Source organism: Caballeronia sp. LZ043 (assembly GCF_031451075.1).
In the GTDB taxonomy this organism is placed as follows: domain Bacteria; phylum Pseudomonadota; class Gammaproteobacteria; order Burkholderiales; family Burkholderiaceae; genus Caballeronia.
On the sequence record NZ_JARUXT010000003.1, the window covers coordinates 1,188,776 to 1,204,944 of the forward strand.

Below are 16,169 nucleotides of genomic sequence, written 5' to 3' on the forward strand. Positions count from 1 at the left end.
TTGTCAACGGAACGCCCAACATGATCGGCGAAATCGACATCCTTGGCGTGTTCGTGCCGGCCGTGCTGGTGCTGATGTTCGTCGCCTACCTCGTGAACCTGGCGATCCGCACCGTGCTCGCGCGCGTCGGCTTCTACCGGTTCGTCTGGCATCGCTCCATTTTCGATCTCGGCATCTACGTGCTGGTGCTGGGTCTTGTCGTCATCGTTTCGCAGCGGCTCATCTCGTGAAAAAAACCTGGTTCTCCCTCGGGCAGATTCTGCTTACGCTCATCGTCGTGACCATTGCGGCCGTCGTGCTGTGGAAGCTGGTCGATTACTACATGTTCGCGCCCTGGACCCGCGACGGGCACGTGCGCGCCGACGTCATCCAGGTCGCACCGGACGTGTCCGGGCTCATCACCGAAGTGCATGTGACCGACAACCAGCAAGTGAAGAAGGGCGACGTGCTGTTCGTGATCGACCGCGCCCGCTATGCGCTGGCGCTGCGCAACGCCCAGGCCGCCGCGCAGCAGCGCCGCGCGACGCTCGATCAGGCGCGCCGCGAAGACGTGCGCAACCGCTCGCTCGGCAATCTGGTGGCGCGCGAAGTGACCGAGGAAACCCATTCGCGCGTCGAGACGGCCACGGCCGCGCTCGCGGACGCTGAAGTCGCCATCGATACGGCCCGGCTCAATCTCGACCGCACCGAAATCGTCAGCCCCGTGGACGGCTATCTGAACGACCGCGCGCCGCGCGTCGGCGAATACATCGCGGCCGGGCGCGCGGTGCTCTCCGTGGTCGACATGCATTCGTTCCGCGTGGATGGCTACTTCGAGGAAACCAAGCTGCACGGCATCGACATCGGCCAGCCGGTGGACATCAAGGTGATGGGCGAGCCGAACGTGCTGCGCGGACATGTGCAGAGCATTGTCGCGGCGATCGAGGACCGTGACCGGCAACAAAGCCCGAGCCTGCTGCCGAACGTGAACCCGGCCTTCAGCTGGGTGCGGCTCGCGCAGCGCATTCCGGTGCGCGTGACGCTCGATGAAATTCCGGCCGACTTTCGTTTGATCGCGGGCCGCACGGCGACGGTGTCGGTGCGCGGCATCGGGCCGGCGATCGGCAAGCGCGCGGCGTCGGAGACATCGCCCGCTTCCGCGCCCGCGCCGACGTCGAGCGTTGCTGCACCGGCTTCAGGTGCCTCGCAATGAACGGCGTGCGCACGATGAAGGGGCTGGCATTCGCGGCGGCGACGGCCTTCGCGCTGGCCGGCTGCATGACGGTCGGACCGGACTACACGCTACCCGACAAGGCCGCCGTCAACGCGCCCTACGCGAACGCGCCGCTCGACGGCGCCGATCAGGCGCCCGTCACGCAGGGCGCGGTGCCGTCGAAATGGTGGCGGCTCTACGACGATCCGGTAGTCGATCAACTCGTCGAGCAGGCGCTCGCGTCGAATGCGGACCTGCGCGTCGCGGCGGCGAACCTCGCGCGTTCGCGTGCCGAAGTGGAATTCGCGAACCAGCAAGGCGGCTTCTCCGGCAAGTCGTCGGCGGCGTTCCAGCGCGCGCAGGAATCGGCGGAACAGTATCTGTTGACGGAGAAACTTCCGGTCGTCAACGAAGGCGCGCTCGATGTGTCCGTGTCCTACGAGCTCGACCTGTTCGGCAAGATCAGGCGCGGCATCGAAGCCGCGAACGCCGATGACGAAGCGGTCGAAGCCGCGCAGGACCTCGCGCGCATCACGGTGGTCGCCGATGTCGTGCGGGCCTATGTCGAATCGTGCTCGGCGGCGGAGGAACTGGAGATCGCGCGCAAGTCGCTGGATCTGCAAAAGCAGCGCGTGAAGCTCACGCAGCGTCTGCGCGACGCGGGCCGCGGCAACCAGTCCGAAGTCACGCGCGGTCAAACCCAGGCCGATACGCTCGCCGCCGACATTCCGCGTTTCGTCGCCCGCCGCCGGGTCGCGCAATATCGCCTGGCGATGCTGCTGGCGCGCTCCCCCGCCGATCTGCCCAAGGCCGCGCTCGCCTGCCGCAAGCTGCCGCGGCTGCGCGCGCCGATTCCGGTCGGCGATGGCGCCGCGCTGCTCAAGCGCCGTCCCGACCTGCGGCAGGCCGAACGGCAACTGGCGTCGTCGACGGCGCGCATCGGCGTGGCAACGGCGGCGCTGTATCCGTCGGTGAGTCTGGGGGCGTCGGTGGGATCGGTGGGCGTCGCGGAAGACCTGTTCGGCGCGAATACAAACCGCTGGGCGTTCGGTCCGCTGATCAGCTGGAGCTTTCCGATCAACGGCCAGCGCGCCCGCGTACTGCAGGCGGAAGCATCGAGCAGCGGTGCGCTCGCGCACTTCGACGGCGTCGTGCTGAAGGCCTTGCAGGAAACGCAGAGCAATCTCGCCACGTATGCCTCGGACACGACGCGCGCTGATGCCTTGCGCGTCGCGTACCGTTCGGCCACCCAGTCCGCCGATGAAACCAATCAGCTGTATCGCGCGGGCCGAGAGTCGTTCCTCAACGACCTCGACGCCACGCGCACGCTGACCGGCGTGGCCGCGCAGGTCGCCGCAGCCGAGGGCCAAGTGGCGGTGGATCAGGTGAACCTGTTCCTCGCGCTCGGCGGCGGCTGGGAAACGGACGAAGCCGTCGCGCAGAACGGCAAGGGGAAGTAAGGACGTTGGTGCGGTGCGAGAAGCACAGCCCACGCTCATCTGAAGCGCGTCAGCCGGAAGCGGGCCAGTTGAACTGCACGTCGGCGCGCAAGCGGGTGGCGTCGATCAACCGGGCATTCACATCGTCGGTGTGGCTGACCCACTGTTCCGCCGCCTCCTCGCTGCGGCCGAAGCTCACGTGCCGCGCCAGCAGCCGCGAGCGCCGCAGGTTCTGATCGACATTCACGTACCAGACTTCGTCGAGCAGCGGCTTCACGCCCTGCCAGTGACCGTGTTCGAGCAACAGGTAATTCCCTTCGGTCACGATCAGCGGCACGTCCGGCAGCACCGGAATCGCCCCGGCGATCGGTTCCTCGATCTCGCGCCGGAACGCCGGCGCATACACGACCTCATCCCGCCGCTGTTCACGCAGCCGCCGCAGCAGCGCGACATAGCCGGCGCTGTCGAAGGTGTCTTCCGCGCCCTTGCGCCCGGCGCGTCCGAGCCGCTGAAGCTCCACGTTGGCGAGATGGTAGCCATCCATCGGCACGACCACGGCCTGGTCCGGCAAGGCATCGAGAATGGCCTGCGCCAGCGTGGACTTGCCCGCGCCCGGCGCGCCGACCAGACCGAGGATGCGGCGTCCGCCTGCATCGGCGAGACGTCGCAGGCGTTCGAGATAAATTGCGTCGATCATCAGTGATGCGCCCTGGCCTTTGCCGCGGCGTCGATGCCGCCGGCCATGAATGCGCGGGCGTGTTTCGCAAGGTCCATGCCGTCGTCCCACAGGTTGCGCCAGATCGCGAGCGCGTTCGACAACTGCTCGTTGACGACCGTCGACGAGAAACTCTCGAAGGTCACGACGCCCTGGTAGTCGATCATCGCAAGCGCGTGAAAGAACTGCGAAAAGTCGATGGTACCCGAACCGAGATAGCCGCGATTGCTCTCGCCGATATGCACATACCCGAGCCGCTTGCCGCATTGCAGGACCGGCTGCATGAAGTCCGATTCCTCGATGTTCATGTGATACGTGTCGAGATGCACGACCACATTGGGCGCATCCACTTCGTCGATGAACGCCAGCGCCTGCGAGGCCGTGTTCAGCAGATTGCTCTCGTAGCGGTTCACCACTTCGAGCCCGAGCGTCACGTTCTTTTTGAGCGCGAAATCGGCGATGCGCTTCAGTGAATCGATCGCATTGCGGCGGCCCTTCTGCGTGATCGGGGCCGAGTACTTCGCCATCGCGCCGTACAGGATGCCGCCGAAATAACCGCCGCCGAGTTCCGAAGTGATCGTGATGCCTTCCTCCAGCAACGCGACGCCGCGCGCCACGATGGCCGGGTCTTCGTTCGACACGTCCGCATCGAAGGTCAGGCCGCGCGAGCAGCCGATGCCGAGCCCATGCTCCTGCAACAGATCGCGCGTCAGCGCGAGATCCATGACCTTCGGGCCATGCAGCGACAGCTCGACCAGATCGAAACCGGCCTCCCTGGTCTGGCTGATGACCTTGCGCGTCGATTCCGGCGTCAGGTCGCCCGCCCAGACCAGTGCATGTACGCCAAGCTTGTTCATCGTGCCACTCCCTTCGATGCGGTCGCGCGTCTGCGGACCCGGGTTCTTGAAATGCCGCGGGCCCAGGCCCAGCGGACGAGCATCACTACCAGCAGGAACACGCCCCACAGCGCGGTGGCGAGGTGCTGGTTCGCGCCGAGCAAATTGAGCCCCGACGCGATCACCTGCAGGATCACCAGCGCGATGACGACCGGCGCCACGCGCCCGAAGCCGCCGAACGGATCGACGCGGCCGAGAAAGCACGCCAGCACCGAGATCAGCAGGAAGGCCTCGCCGTGACCGACGCGCACCGAATTGAACTGCGCGGCCATCACGATGCCGGCGACGCCGCACATCAGCCCCGACAGCATATAGATGCGCGTGACGGCGCGCGTCGTGGCGATGCCGGAATAGCGTGTCGCTTCGAGATTCGAGCCGATCATGCGGGTGGCGAAGCCGAGCCGCGACCGTGTCATCACGACATGCCAGACCAGCGCGCAGCCGATGAAGATCCACAGCGGAATCGGCACGCCCAGCAGCGCGCCGTTGCCCATCTCGCGCACGAACGGCGGGAAGCCCGAGATGTCGCCGCCGCGCGTGAGGAATTCGCCGAGGCCGCGCAGGAAAATCATCATCGAGAGCGAGACGAGGATCGGACTCGCGCCGGTGCGGGCGATGACCGCGCCCATCACCCAGCCGGACGCGGCGCCCGTGGCGAGCGCGGCGGCCATGCCGAGCGCCACGGCGGCGGCGCCCGCGTCCGCGCCGCCATGCGTGTGCAGCACGTAGGCCATCGCCAGGCCCGAAATGTTCGCCGTGAACGTCACCGCCAGATTGAAGCCGCCGGAGATGAGCGGCATCAGCATGGCCAGCGTGAAGAAGCCGAGTTCGGGCAACTGGAACGCCACCGAGACGAAGGTGCTCGTCGTGAAGAAGCGCTCGGAGGCGAAGCTCATCACGACGATCACGATGACCAGAAAGCTCAGCAGGCCGGCGACATCGGCGGACACGAACGCGCCGGTGGAAGCACGCGTCTTCATGGCGCCGCCTTCGCGCCCGACGACGCCAGACGCGCGCCGACCAGCTTCGTGAAGCCGCCGCTCGACAGGGTGATCGCAATCAGGATGATCGCGCCGATGATCATCTTGAACGCATACGGCGAGATGCCGAGCAGGTTCAGTCCGTTGGCGGTGATGGCGGTCAGCAGGATGCCGAGAATGGCGCCGAGGATCGTGCCGCGTCCGCCGCCCAAGCGCGCGCCGCCGAGCACCACGGCGGCCAGCACATCGAGTTCGCGGCCGTACAGCGCGTTCGGCACGACTTCCTGCACGTAGTGCGCCTGCATCAGTCCCGCGATGCCCGCCATCATGCCGAGCCAGCCGAACGCCACATAGTGCATCGCGCCGATGTTCACGCCCACGCGCCGCGCGGCCTCGGGGTTGTCGCCCATCGCGTAGAGCTGGCGGCCGGTGGTCGTGCGGCGCAGGAGCAGCCAGGTGGCCAGCACCGCCGCCGCCATCACCGCGACCGGCAGCGCGAGCGTAGCGACGCCGCTGGGCGTATCCACATGGACGATGGACACGCGCTCGACCCACCAGTCCGGCAGGTCGTAGATGGACACGCCGCCCGTCAGGAACATCAGGCCGCCGAAGAAGACGTTGAAGGTGGCGATGGTCACGACAATCGATACGATGCGAAACCGGTAGATGATGGTCGCGTTGATCGCGCCGAGCAGGAAGCCGAAGCACGCGGCAACGAGAAAGCCCAGCGCCCAGTTGCCGCCGCCGAGCCGCATGACGGTAAGCGCGGTCAGATACTGCGCCACCGATGCGCCCACCGCGAACGAAATGTCGATGCCGCCCGCGATCAGCACCACCAGCAGGCCCACGGCGAAGATGATGTTGACCGAGCTCTGGTTGAGCAGGTCAAAGAGATTGGAGAGCGTGAGGAAGGTGCTGGTCGTGAGGCTCAGGCCGATCATCATCGCGACGATGACGAGCAGCAGCAGCGCCTCGATCGATCCGATTCCGAGTCTGCGCAGGTCAGGCATGGACGTCTCGCTCGATGTGTTCCATCGTGGTCTTGCCCGGCACGTATTCCCCCGCGATGCGGCCGTCGCGCATGTGCAGGATGCGGTCGGCGTTGAAAAACACCTCGGGAATCTCGTCCGAGATCAGCAGGATCGCCATGCCCTGCGCGGCCAGGTTGTGGATGATCGCGAAAATGCCGGCGCGCGCGCCCACGTCCACGCCGACCGTCGGCGAATCGAGGATCAGCAGCTTCGGATTCGTGGCGAGCCACTTCGCCAGCACGATGCGCTGCTGGTTGCCGCCCGACAGCGTGGACACCGCGTCGTCCGGCTGGCCGATCTTCACGGCGAGTTGCCCGATCCAGTCGTCGATCAGCGCGCCGCGCCGGCGGGCCGAGATCAGGCGCGCGGCATCGAGCAGACGGTCGAGCACGGCCGCGACGGTGTTGTCGCCGATCGATTGCGGCTGCACCAGCCCGAGTTGCAGCCGGTCTTCGGAGACATAGGCGATGCCGGCGCGGATCGCATCTCGGTTCGAGCGCAGCGCGATTTCCCGGCCTTCCATGTGGATCGATCCCGCGCGCGGCCGCGTCATGCCGAACAGCGACAACGCCAGCTCGGTGCGGCCCGCGCCCAGCCGTCCGGTGATGCCGAGAATCTCGCCACGGCAGATGCTGAGCGCGATGTCGCGATACTCGCGCCCGCGCGACAGGCCCCGCACCTCCAGCACCACGGGCGCCGCCGGACGATCCGCCGCGCGCACCGCGTAATCGAAGGTGCGGCCCGTCATCAGTTCCGTGAGACACGTCTGCGTCATGCCTTGCGTGGGAAAGGTGCCGACATACTGGCCGTCGCGCAGCACGGTCACGCGCGTGCAGACTTCGAGCACTTCCGCGAGCCGGTGGCTGACGAACACCACGGCAATGCCGTCCGCCGACAGCCGCCGCACGATCTCGAGTAGCGCGCCGGTTTCGGCGTGACTCAGCGAGGCGGTCGGTTCGTCCATGAAGACGAGGCGTGCGTCGCGCACCAGCGCGCGGGCAATGGCCACGATCTGCCGCTGCGCAATCGACAGCGCGCGCACCGACCGGCCCAGATCGAGCGTCACGCCGAGCCGCTCCAGAATGCGCCGCGCAGCCTGCTTCATCCTGCCGTAATCGACGAGACGCGGCCACCCGCCGAGGTTCTGCTCGAAGGCGATGTTCTCGGCCACCGTCATCTCCGGGAACAGCGCGAGATCCTGCCAGATCACCTGGATGCCGAGGTCGCGCGCCTTCGCCGGATCGAGGCCCAGGATGGACTCGCCGTCCATCAGCATCTGCGCGCCGGCCTCGGGCTGATACACGCCGTTGATGATCTTGATGAGCGTGCTCTTGCCGCAGCCGTTCTCGCCCGCGAGGCACAGGACTTCGCCCGGCAGCACGTCGAACTGCACGGAGCGCAACGCCCGCACGCCGCCAAAATCCTTCGAGATGGCGTCGAGCTTCAGCAGGGGCGTGCGCGCGTCGGCGGCGGTCGGGTTCATGGGCGCGGCGGCTGGGCGCGTTCAGAGGCCGGTTTTGGCGAGATCGTCGACGGTCTTCTCGTTCAGGTCCACGAGTTGATCGACGATCAGGTTGTGGCCGTCAGGATGCACGACGCCCAGTCCCGGAATATTCGTGCCGTCCTTCACCGGCTGGCCCTTCGCGACCATCGTGCCGAGCGTCACGAACACTTCGCCCGCCTGTTCCGGATTCCACATGTAGCCGCCGGTCAGCACGCCGTCGTGAACCAGCCGCCGCCCCTGTCCTGGCGAGAACGGCCCGAGCACCAGCACCTTGCCCTTCATCTGCTTTTCCTGCACTGCGCGCGCCGCGCCGATCGGGCCCTGGCTGCCGAACGCGAGGATCGCCTTCAGGTTGGGATGCGCGCGCATCAGGTCGAGCGCGGTCTTGCGCGACGCATCGACGTCTTCCGCCACGCCGTAACGATCGCCCACCAGCGTCATGCCCGGATAGTTCGCCTTGATGTAGGCGTTCGCCGCATCGGCCCAGGCGTTGTGCAGCGGCACCGTGAGCGAGCCGACGAACACCGCGTATTCACCCTTGCCGCCGAGCGCCTCGCCGAGACGCTTCGCATAAGCCTCGCCGAAGCCCTTCACGGACGCCAGCTCGAAGTCCCAGTCGGCGTTCTGCTGTTTCGGCGATTCATGCGTGATGACCTTGATGCCCGCCGCGCGCGCCCGTTGCAGCACCGGTTCGAGCACTTCGGCATCGTTCGGCACGACGCCGATCACATCCACCTTCTGCGCGATCAGATCTTCGATGGCCCGCACCTGGAGCGCGGGATCGGCGCTGGTCGGCCCGATCATGAAGGCCTTGACGCCGAGTTGCGCGGCGCGCTTCTTGATGCCCGCGTCCATCGCGTTGAACCACGGAATCCCGCCGATCTTCACCACCACGCCGATCACCGGCTGATCCGGCGATGCCGAGGCCGGGACGGCCGCCAGCATCAGCGCAACCGAGGCCACGCCTGCACACCATGCGCGAAACAGTTTCATGGACTTGTCTCCTGCGGAGGACTTCCGCCGCATGTCAGGCGGACGCCCGGTCGGGTTGGTCGGAACTCCGCTTGCCGTGCTGCCGCGCCGCCTGCTGAAGTTTTTGCTAAATCCATTCAGCAGTTCGGGCTGAGGTATGCTGAATCTATTCAGCAAGGCGGTCGACTCGGACAAACCCTAAAGAATCCGAGTTCTGCCTTGCCCGTACCGTCCGGACAAGCACGCGCCTGGAGTCAGCCTGATGGCCAGTCACAAGCCCGCAAGAAAATCGACGATCTACGATATCGCCCGCGCCACGGGTTCATCCACCTCGACGGTCAGCATGGTGCTGAACGGCACGTGGACGCGTTATCGCATCAAGGAGGAAACCGCGCAGCGCGTGCTCGAAAGCGCGCGCAAGCTCGGCTACAACGTCAATCTGAAGGCGCGCGGCCTGAGGTTGTCACGCTCGGGGCTGGCGGGCATGGTGCTGCCGCACTATCGCAACCGCTTCTTCGCGGGGCTCGCGCAGACGTTTGAAGATCAGGCGCGCAATCGCGGCCTGTGTCCGATCGTGGTCGGCACGCAGCGCGACCCGGCCGTGGAAATCAGCGTCACCGAAACGCTGCTCGCGCAACGCGTGGAACTGCTGTTCATCGCGGGGGTGCGCAATCCGGCGCCGCTGAACGAGCGCTGCGCGGCGGCGGGCGTGCCGTCAATCAACCTCGACCTGCCGGGCGACGGCGCGCCGTCGGTCGTGTCGGACAATCGCGGCGGCGCGCGCGCGATCACCGACGTGCTGCTCGACAAACTGCTCGCGCAAGGCAAGTCGCCGCACGAGCTGGTGCTGCTCGGCGGCATTCCCGGCGAATACGCCACCGATTCACGCATCGCCGGCTTCCGCGACGCTTTCGCCGCGCGCGGCATCGAGCCCGCCGCGGATGCCGTCGATTCCTGCGGCTACAACGCCGCCGCCGCGCGCCGCGCGCTGGCGGCGCGCCAGGCGGCGCTGGGCCGGCTGCCAGCAGGATTGCTGATGAATTCGATCACCGCGTTCGAAGGGCTCGTGCAGTTCACCTCGACACTGCCTGCCGAGGCGTGGCGTTCGCTGGTGGTCGGCTGCTTTGACTGGGATCCGTTCGCAGCGCACCTTTCCTTCGACGTGACGATGCTGCGTCAGGACGTGGAAGCGATCATCGCGGAGGCGTTCGCGCTGACGGATATCTACGATCCCGCCGGCCGCTCCGTCGTGGTCGTGCCCACGCGCTTCGGGGCGATCTTTGAAGAAGCCGAACAGACCCGCGAGTTCGATCGCTAGCTCCGGCGCTCATGCACCGAGCGCGGCTTCCTGCCCCGGCATCGTGTCGTCCGGCACGGCCAGCGCCAGGCGGCGGATCGCGCCGCGATCCACCTTGCCCTGCTCGGTGAGCGGCACGCGCGGCGCCGTCATCAGGTGCACGGCCTCCGCGACCTGCCGGCCGCAGTTCAGCTCGATCGCCCGCCGGCACAACGCGAGATTCAGTGACAGGCCGGGCCACGGCATCACGAGGACATTCCATACCTTGCTGGAAGCGGGATAGTCATTCGACACCGCCACGGCGTAGCGCACCTGATGCAACGCGCACAGCGAGGCTTCGATCTGAGCGGGTCCGAACGGCACGCCGCCCATGTCGATGACCTCCGTCGCGCGGCCGAGCACATGCAGAAAACCCTGCGCGTCGACCATGCCGACGTCGCCGGTCATGCACCAGCCGCCGCAGAACTTGAGCGCCGAGTCGACCGGCTGGTTGCGATAGCCCTGCGCCACCGAAGCCGACTTCACCTCGATGCGGCCGCTTTCGCCCGGCGCCGCCAGCAAGCCGTCGGCACGGCGCAGGCGCAGGTCGACGCCGTTGCGCACGCGCCCCGAGCTTTCCAGCGCGGCGGGATGGGGGAGATAGTCTGACGGCGTCAGCGCGCTAACGAGACCGGCCTCGCTTGCGCCGTACATGTGCGTGAGCACCGGACCGAAGCGTGCGAGCGCGCGCCGCAGCAGGACGGCCGGCGCCGAACCGCCGATATGCACGATCGAGCGCAGCGAAGACAGGTCGCGGGTGCGCGCGTCCGGATGATCCATCGTCTCGAACAGTTGCGGTTCGACCAGCAGCAGGTCGGTGATGCGTTCGGCTTCGATGGTCGCGAGCGTGTCGGCGGCGTCGAAGCCGGGGCGCAGGATCACCGTGCCGCCGCCCGTCAGCGTCTGATCGACGAGCACTTGCGACAGATAGGCCAGCGCGCCGTTGACCAGCTGGCGGCGCTGCGGCGCAGGCGTGGCGCCGACCATCGCCGAATACGCGGCGAAGCTGCGCAGGCTGGCTTTCGGCACGCCGGTCGAGCCGCCCGACGACGCCACCATGGCGAGATCGCAGGGACGCGCGCGGCTCGGCAGCGGCGCGGCGGACTGCAAGGCCGCGCGAAAGTCGAGGCGCATGGAGGCCAGGCCCGTGCCGATATGCACGACCCGCACGCTCACATCTTCCGGCACGAGATGCGCGGTCTCCGCGAACGCGACGAGCAACGCGGGGCGGATGCGTTTCAGCAACGCGGCCCGATCATCGACAGAGGCGGCCGCGGGCAGGAACATCGAGGCCGCGCCGAGCAGGTTGGCCGCGTAGTGGATGGCGAGCGCGTCGGGGCAGTTCGGCGCGAACAGCGCGACCAGCGAACCGCGTCCGATGCCGAAGGTTTCGAGCGCGCGCGCGTGACGGAAGATCGATGCACGCAGCGTGCGGCCGTCGATATCGGTATCGCGATAGCGCAGCACCGGCCGGCCGGTGTGCTGCAGCAACTGGTCGAGCAGGATCTCGACGTAGGAGCGGAAGGCCGCTTGATTTTGATGGTCCATGACGGTGTCTCCCTCGACGATCAATGGACGCAGTCTGCGCGGGCAAAATGAGTTGGGAATGAGCAGGCTTGCGGTGTGTAAGGGCCAAATTTTGTGCCGGCGGGCTCGCGTCACGTTCCTGGTCACGCTCCAGATCCATACTGATGCTCTCGCCGTCGGCCGTTTTGCCCATCGATTCGCCGGCACGCCACGTGCCGCGAGCGCACAGTAAAGGGAGCACGCGATGTTTCGTTTCGCCGGGAAAGTATTCGCGCCACGCAGGAAATCGAACCAGCGCAGGCGAGCCGCTCATCCGCGTCGAATGGGTCCGCCGGCTTCCACCAGACCGCCGAACCGGCGTCTTACATCGAAGAGGACGATCTATGATGGAGGAAACCTCGCCAGGCGCAACGACTGGTCACGTGCACCGCCTTCAATCAAGCCGCTCCGACGCAGAGTCTGTCCGGCAGCACCAACGGGCACTACGCGCGCTGGTCCTTCAACGTGGTCCGCGACAACTTTCGTTCGGGCGGAATCAAATCGGGCAACAAGTTCCGCAGAGGCGACATGCAGAGCATTCACCGCCTGCACGCCGCCATGGCGACTGTCCCGGAGGTTCAGTCCGCCACTTACCGAAGCACGCCGACGGACTACTCTCCCGCCTTGTTCACGCTGGTCGGCCGCGTGCCGGCAAGCGCACAAGATCACGTGGGCTTGACGGACTATGAGAACTGCTGGGTCGTCGATCCCTGGCGGGACTCGTCTGCCCGGCACACGACTACTGCCACGCGTTCGATCAGAAAATGGCCAAATGGGCCGGCCGGCACAAAGCGCTGTCCTGGAATAACGAATGGATCGAGCCCACGGATCCACACTGGCTCCTGGCCGTCATGAACGGACCCAAACACCCCGTTGCGGCACAACCCGCGTCCAGCGTGGCTCCGTTCCCGGCGTAGTTATCCGTCCGTCTCCTCGTCCCCGTTCGCCCGCAGCCAGTCGACGAAGTCGCGCATGTGAACCGGCTTGTCCGCATCCAGCGGCACCAGCGCGTGATACGTCGCGCCGTTCGACGTCAGTTCCGGAAACGGCATGCACACGCGGCCGGACGCGCAATCGGCGTCGAGCGTCGGCAATGGGCCGATGCCAAAACCCAGCCCGTCCACCACTGCCTGAAGCGTCACGAAGAAGTGATCGAACCGCAGCATGCGATGCGCGCGCAACGCGGCGTGACCGGCGGCATCGAGCCACGCTTCCCAGTCGCCCGGACGCGTCTCGCTGGTCAGCCAGGTCGCGGCGGCCAGCTCTTCGACACGGCTCAGACCCGTGCGCTCCAGCAGCGCCGGGCTCGCGATCACCGTCATGCGCTCCCGGAACAGCGGCCAGCTCTGGAACTGGCCGCCCGGCGGGACGTAGCGGCGGATCGCCAGATCGAAACTGCCGCGCAACGCGGGTTCGGTGGACATCGCGGTGGACACGCGCACGTCCACGTCCGGATGACGCTCAGCGAAACGCGGCAGCCGCGGAATCAGCCAGCGCATCGCCACGGTCGCCGACGCGCTCACCCGGATCACCTTCACGCGATGATCGCGGCCGTAGCGCTCGGCGGCATCGGCGATATGGTCGAACGCCGCGCTGATTTCCCGCGCGAACGCCCGCGCATGCGGCGACGCCGCCATGCTCTGCCCTTCACGCGCGAACAACGGCTGGCCGAGCCACTCCTCAAGGATCGCAATGTGCCGGCTGACCGCGCCGTGCGTCAGGTTGAGCTCGCGCGCCGCCGCCGAATAACTGCCCGCGCGCGCGGCGACTTCGAACACACGCAGCGCATTGAGAGGAGGAAGCTTGGATCGCATATGTGATTTTTACTGACAGATATAGCGTCTTTATTTCGATTGTGTGAGCGAAACGCTCATCTTACGCTGGGAACCGACTCAACCAGACAAGGTGCGCTCATGTCCTCCCCGATCATTGTCAACTCCCGTTCCTATCAGATGCCTGCGGCGCCGACCATCGTGGTGTGCGTCGACGGCTGCGAGCAGGAATACATCAACCAGGCCATCCTCGCGGGCGCGGCGCCGTTCCTCGCGCGGCTCGCCGACACCGGCACCGTGCTGACCGGCGACTGCGTGCTGCCGTCGTTCACCAACCCGAACAACCTGTCGATCGTCACCGGCGCGCCGCCTTCGGTGCACGGCATCTGCGGCAACTTCTTCTTCGACGAGGAAACCCGCACCGAAGTGCTGATGAACGACCCGAAGTACCTGCGCGCCCCGACCCTGCTCGCGGAGATGGCGCGCGCGGGACAGCGCGTGGCCGTCGTGACGGCGAAGGACAAGCTGCGCGCGCTGCTGGGTCACGGTTTGCACGGCATCTGTTTCTCGGCGGAAAAGGCCGATCAGCTCGATATCGAGGTGCACGGCGTGACCGGCATGATCGAGCGGACCGGCATGAGCTTGCCTTCGGTGTACAGCGCGGAGCTGTCGGAATTTGTGTTCGCGGCCGGGCTGTCGCTGCTCCAGCATGAGCGCCCGGATCTCATGTATCTCTCGACCACCGATTACGTGCAACACAAGCACGCGCCCGGCACGCCGGAGGCCAATGCCTTCTACGCGATGATGGACCGCTACTTCGCGCAGTACCACGACGCCGGCGCGGTGCTCGCGATCACCGCCGATCACGGCATGAACGCGAAGACCGATGCGCTCGGCCGCCCGCGCATCGTCTTCCTGCAGGACCGGCTCGATGCCCGCTTCGGCGCCGACGCCGCCCGCGTGATCCTGCCGATCACCGATCCCTACGTCGTGCATCACGGCGCGCTGGGTTCGTACGCGACCGTGTATCTCGGCGAGCGCGCGCCGCAGCGCGACGTGACGGAATTCCTGGCCGGTCTCGCGGGCGTCAGTGCGGTGCTCACGCGCGCGCAGGCCTGCGAGCGGTTCGAATTGCCGCCGGACCGCATCGGCGATCTGGTCGTGCTCGGTGAACGCCTGACCGTGCTCGGCAGCGCCGCCGACAAGCACGATCTGTCGGGTCTTACCGTGCCGTTGCGCTCGCACGGCGGGGCATCGGAGCAACAGGTGCCGATGCTCTTCAACCGCAGGCTGAGCGGTATCGATGCAAGCCGCCGGCTGCGCAACTTCGACGCCTTCGACCTCGCCCTCAATCACCTCGCCTGATATCACCCGACGAGCGCGACACAGAATCGCGCCCACCAGGAGACACCATGCCCTCTGATACGCCCGACGTTCTGGATTACCAACTATCGCGCCACGAAACGACGCGCGCGCAATATCGCTGGCGCGCGCTGATCGGCGTGACCTTCTGCTATCTGTTCTATTACACCGGGCGGCAGACGCTCGGCTTCGCGGTCGCCGGCATCCAGCACGACTTCGGGCTGTCGAAATACGAGCTCGGCTGGATCAGCGCGACCATGCTCTGGTGCTATGCGGGCGGGCAGTTCGTCAACGGCAATCTCGGCGACAAGCTCGGCGGCAAGACCATGATGATCGCGGGCGCGGTGCTGTCGCTCGCGGCGAACTGGCTGTTCAGCTTCGGCCACGGCTTCGTGTTCTTCCTGCTCGCGTGGGGCCTGAACGGCTTCTTCCAGTCGATGGGTTTCGCCCCCGGCAGCCGCCTGCTCTCGAACTGGTGGGACGACCGCCATCGCGGCTTCGTGTACGGCGTGTACGTGGGCTTCTCGGGATTCTCGTCGGTGCTCGCGTACATCCTGCCTGTGCTGATCCTGGGCACGCTGCATCTCGGCTGGGTGTGGATCTTCCGGCTCGCGCCGCTCTCGATGCTGCTCGGCGCGCTCGTGCTGCTGTGCTTCGTCGCGGAGCGCCCCGAAGACAAGCACTTGCCTGCCGCAGAATCGTCCGCTGCACCCGCCTCTCCCGGCGACGACCTGAGCAGCGCGCAACGCTACCGGCTCGTGCTCGGCAACTGGAAGCTGTACATCACGGGACTCGCCATCGGTCTGCAGAACGCGGCGCGCTATGCACTCGTCGTGTGGGTGCCGGTGCATTTCCTCGGCATGGACTGGAAGACCTCGTCCTCGCTGATCGATCCGAAGTGGATCACCATCGCGTTGCCGGTCGGCATGGCGCTCGGCTCGCTGTCGAACAGCTGGATCTCCGACGTGCTGTTCCAGGGCAAGCGCTATGTGGCGATCGTCTGGTACATGGTGCTCGCCTGCGCCACCGCCATCTGCATGATGTTCGTGCCGCACGGCAGCCTGCTGGGCGTGGCGCTGCTGTTCCTGTGCGGCTTCTTCGTGTTCGGACCGGCCTCGTCGTTCTGGGCGCTGTGCCCGGATCTCTTCGGAAGGCGCGCGGCCGGCACCGCGACCGGCGTGCTCAATACGATGTCGTACGCGTTCGCGGGCATCGGCGAGCCGGCCATCGGTCACGTCATCGATGCGACCGGTCACACGACCATCATCTTTCCGATCGTTGCAGGCCTGTGCGCGGGCAGCGCATTGATGTCGATGCTGATCCGGCGCTGAGCCGGACGGTCGTCGTGGCAGGGGCGGCAGGACCGTGCACGTCCGCGCGGAACCGCAGCCGCAGGGTTAACGA

14 protein-coding genes are annotated in these 16,169 nt (G+C 66.7%); 6 read left to right on the forward strand and 8 right to left on the reverse strand.

Annotation, left to right across the window (positions count from 1 at the left end):
• Positions 1-20: 20 nt before the first annotated feature.
• From QCE64_RS25465 to QCE64_RS25475, 3 genes are read left to right on the forward strand one after another with little or no spacing between them, the layout of a single operon-like run.
• The gene (locus tag QCE64_RS25465) at positions 21-230 is read left to right on the forward strand and encodes a DUF1656 domain-containing protein (protein ID WP_309817100.1); all 210 of its coding nucleotides are present in this window, start codon (positions 21-23) and stop codon (positions 228-230) included.
• Positions 227-1,192, forward strand: coding sequence for an HlyD family secretion protein (locus tag QCE64_RS25470; RefSeq protein ID WP_309924354.1), 966 nt, complete (start codon positions 227-229; stop codon positions 1,190-1,192). The genes QCE64_RS25465 and QCE64_RS25470 overlap by 4 nt, the downstream gene beginning before the upstream one ends.
• A complete protein-coding gene (locus tag QCE64_RS25475; protein ID WP_404987438.1) occupies positions 1,189-2,652 on the forward strand; it encodes an efflux transporter outer membrane subunit in 1,464 nt (487 codons plus the stop codon). Before QCE64_RS25470 ends, QCE64_RS25475 begins: the two co-directional genes overlap by 4 nt.
• A gap of 49 nt (positions 2,653-2,701) precedes the next feature.
• Here the strand turns inward: QCE64_RS25475 and QCE64_RS25480 are convergent, their stop codons facing one another.
• The 6 genes from QCE64_RS25480 to QCE64_RS25505 are packed head-to-tail and all read right to left on the reverse strand — an operon-like array spanning position 2,702 to position 8,750.
• Complete coding sequence (locus QCE64_RS25480; protein WP_310006894.1) at positions 2,702-3,328, reverse strand: nucleoside/nucleotide kinase family protein; 627 nt, start codon at positions 3,326-3,328, stop codon at positions 2,702-2,704.
• A complete protein-coding gene (locus QCE64_RS25485; protein WP_309924360.1) occupies positions 3,328-4,203 on the reverse strand; it encodes a sugar phosphate isomerase/epimerase family protein in 876 nt (291 codons plus the stop codon). The genes QCE64_RS25480 and QCE64_RS25485 overlap by 1 nt, the downstream gene beginning before the upstream one ends.
• The gene (locus QCE64_RS25490; RefSeq protein WP_310006896.1) at positions 4,200-5,222 is read right to left on the reverse strand and encodes an ABC transporter permease; all 1,023 of its coding nucleotides are present in this window, start codon (positions 5,220-5,222) and stop codon (positions 4,200-4,202) included. The genes QCE64_RS25485 and QCE64_RS25490 overlap by 4 nt, the downstream gene beginning before the upstream one ends.
• Entirely contained in the window at positions 5,219-6,232 is a 1,014-nt protein-coding gene (locus QCE64_RS25495) for an ABC transporter permease (RefSeq protein ID WP_309924364.1), read from the reverse strand. The genes QCE64_RS25490 and QCE64_RS25495 overlap by 4 nt, the downstream gene beginning before the upstream one ends.
• Positions 6,225-7,736, reverse strand: coding sequence for a sugar ABC transporter ATP-binding protein (locus QCE64_RS25500; protein ID WP_310006899.1), 1,512 nt, complete (start codon positions 7,734-7,736; stop codon positions 6,225-6,227). The genes QCE64_RS25495 and QCE64_RS25500 overlap by 8 nt, the downstream gene beginning before the upstream one ends.
• 21 nt (positions 7,737-7,757) lie before the next feature.
• A complete protein-coding gene (locus QCE64_RS25505; RefSeq protein WP_309817119.1) occupies positions 7,758-8,750 on the reverse strand; it encodes a substrate-binding domain-containing protein in 993 nt (330 codons plus the stop codon).
• Between the two features lie 241 nt (positions 8,751-8,991).
• On the opposite strand from QCE64_RS25505, the gene QCE64_RS25510 reads away from it, so the two are divergent.
• A complete protein-coding gene (locus tag QCE64_RS25510) occupies positions 8,992-10,047 on the forward strand; it encodes a substrate-binding domain-containing protein (protein ID WP_309924371.1) in 1,056 nt (351 codons plus the stop codon).
• A 9-nt stretch (positions 10,048-10,056) separates the two neighbouring features.
• Here QCE64_RS25510 and QCE64_RS25515 read toward each other — a convergent pair whose 3' ends face one another.
• The gene (locus tag QCE64_RS25515; RefSeq protein ID WP_310006902.1) at positions 10,057-11,613 is read right to left on the reverse strand and encodes an AMP-binding protein; all 1,557 of its coding nucleotides are present in this window, start codon (positions 11,611-11,613) and stop codon (positions 10,057-10,059) included.
• A gap of 935 nt (positions 11,614-12,548) precedes the next feature.
• On the reverse strand, positions 12,549-13,445 hold the full coding sequence (locus QCE64_RS25520; protein WP_309924377.1) for a LysR substrate-binding domain-containing protein: 897 nt from the start codon (positions 13,443-13,445) through the stop codon (positions 12,549-12,551).
• Positions 13,446-13,544: 99 nt separating this feature from the next.
• Here QCE64_RS25520 and phnA point away from each other — a divergent pair, with 99 nt between their 5' ends.
• Positions 13,545-14,768, forward strand: a complete 1,224-nt coding sequence (phnA, locus tag QCE64_RS25525) for a phosphonoacetate hydrolase (RefSeq protein WP_309924379.1) — start codon at positions 13,545-13,547, stop codon at positions 14,766-14,768.
• A gap of 47 nt (positions 14,769-14,815) precedes the next feature.
• Positions 14,816-16,096, forward strand: a complete 1,281-nt coding sequence (locus QCE64_RS25530; protein WP_309933737.1) for an MFS transporter — start codon at positions 14,816-14,818, stop codon at positions 16,094-16,096.
• The last annotated feature ends 73 nt before the right edge of the window (positions 16,097-16,169 follow it).

What these genes read in the sequence shown, in the direction of transcription:
- QCE64_RS25465 (WP_309817100.1), top strand. Translation starts at nt 21, where the DNA reads ATGATCGGCGAAATCGACATCCTTGGCGTGTTCGTGCCGGCCGTGCTG.
- QCE64_RS25475 (WP_404987438.1), top strand. Translation starts at nt 1,189, where the DNA reads ATGAACGGCGTGCGCACGATGAAGGGGCTGGCATTCGCGGCGGCGACG.
- QCE64_RS25480 (WP_310006894.1), bottom strand. Translation starts at nt 3,328, where the DNA reads ATGATCGACGCAATTTATCTCGAACGCCTGCGACGTCTCGCCGATGCA.
- QCE64_RS25485 (WP_309924360.1), bottom strand. Translation starts at nt 4,203, where the DNA reads ATGAACAAGCTTGGCGTACATGCACTGGTCTGGGCGGGCGACCTGACG.
- QCE64_RS25490 (WP_310006896.1), bottom strand. Translation starts at nt 5,222, where the DNA reads ATGAAGACGCGTGCTTCCACCGGCGCGTTCGTGTCCGCCGATGTCGCC.
- QCE64_RS25495 (WP_309924364.1), bottom strand. Translation starts at nt 6,232, where the DNA reads ATGCCTGACCTGCGCAGACTCGGAATCGGATCGATCGAGGCGCTGCTG.
- QCE64_RS25500 (WP_310006899.1), bottom strand. Translation starts at nt 7,736, where the DNA reads ATGAACCCGACCGCCGCCGACGCGCGCACGCCCCTGCTGAAGCTCGAC.
- QCE64_RS25505 (WP_309817119.1), bottom strand. Translation starts at nt 8,750, where the DNA reads ATGAAACTGTTTCGCGCATGGTGTGCAGGCGTGGCCTCGGTTGCGCTG.
- QCE64_RS25510 (WP_309924371.1), top strand. Translation starts at nt 8,992, where the DNA reads ATGGCCAGTCACAAGCCCGCAAGAAAATCGACGATCTACGATATCGCC.
- QCE64_RS25515 (WP_310006902.1), bottom strand. Translation starts at nt 11,613, where the DNA reads ATGGACCATCAAAATCAAGCGGCCTTCCGCTCCTACGTCGAGATCCTG.
- QCE64_RS25520 (WP_309924377.1), bottom strand. Translation starts at nt 13,445, where the DNA reads ATGCGATCCAAGCTTCCTCCTCTCAATGCGCTGCGTGTGTTCGAAGTC.
- phnA (WP_309924379.1), top strand. Translation starts at nt 13,545, where the DNA reads ATGTCCTCCCCGATCATTGTCAACTCCCGTTCCTATCAGATGCCTGCG.
- QCE64_RS25530 (WP_309933737.1), top strand. Translation starts at nt 14,816, where the DNA reads ATGCCCTCTGATACGCCCGACGTTCTGGATTACCAACTATCGCGCCAC.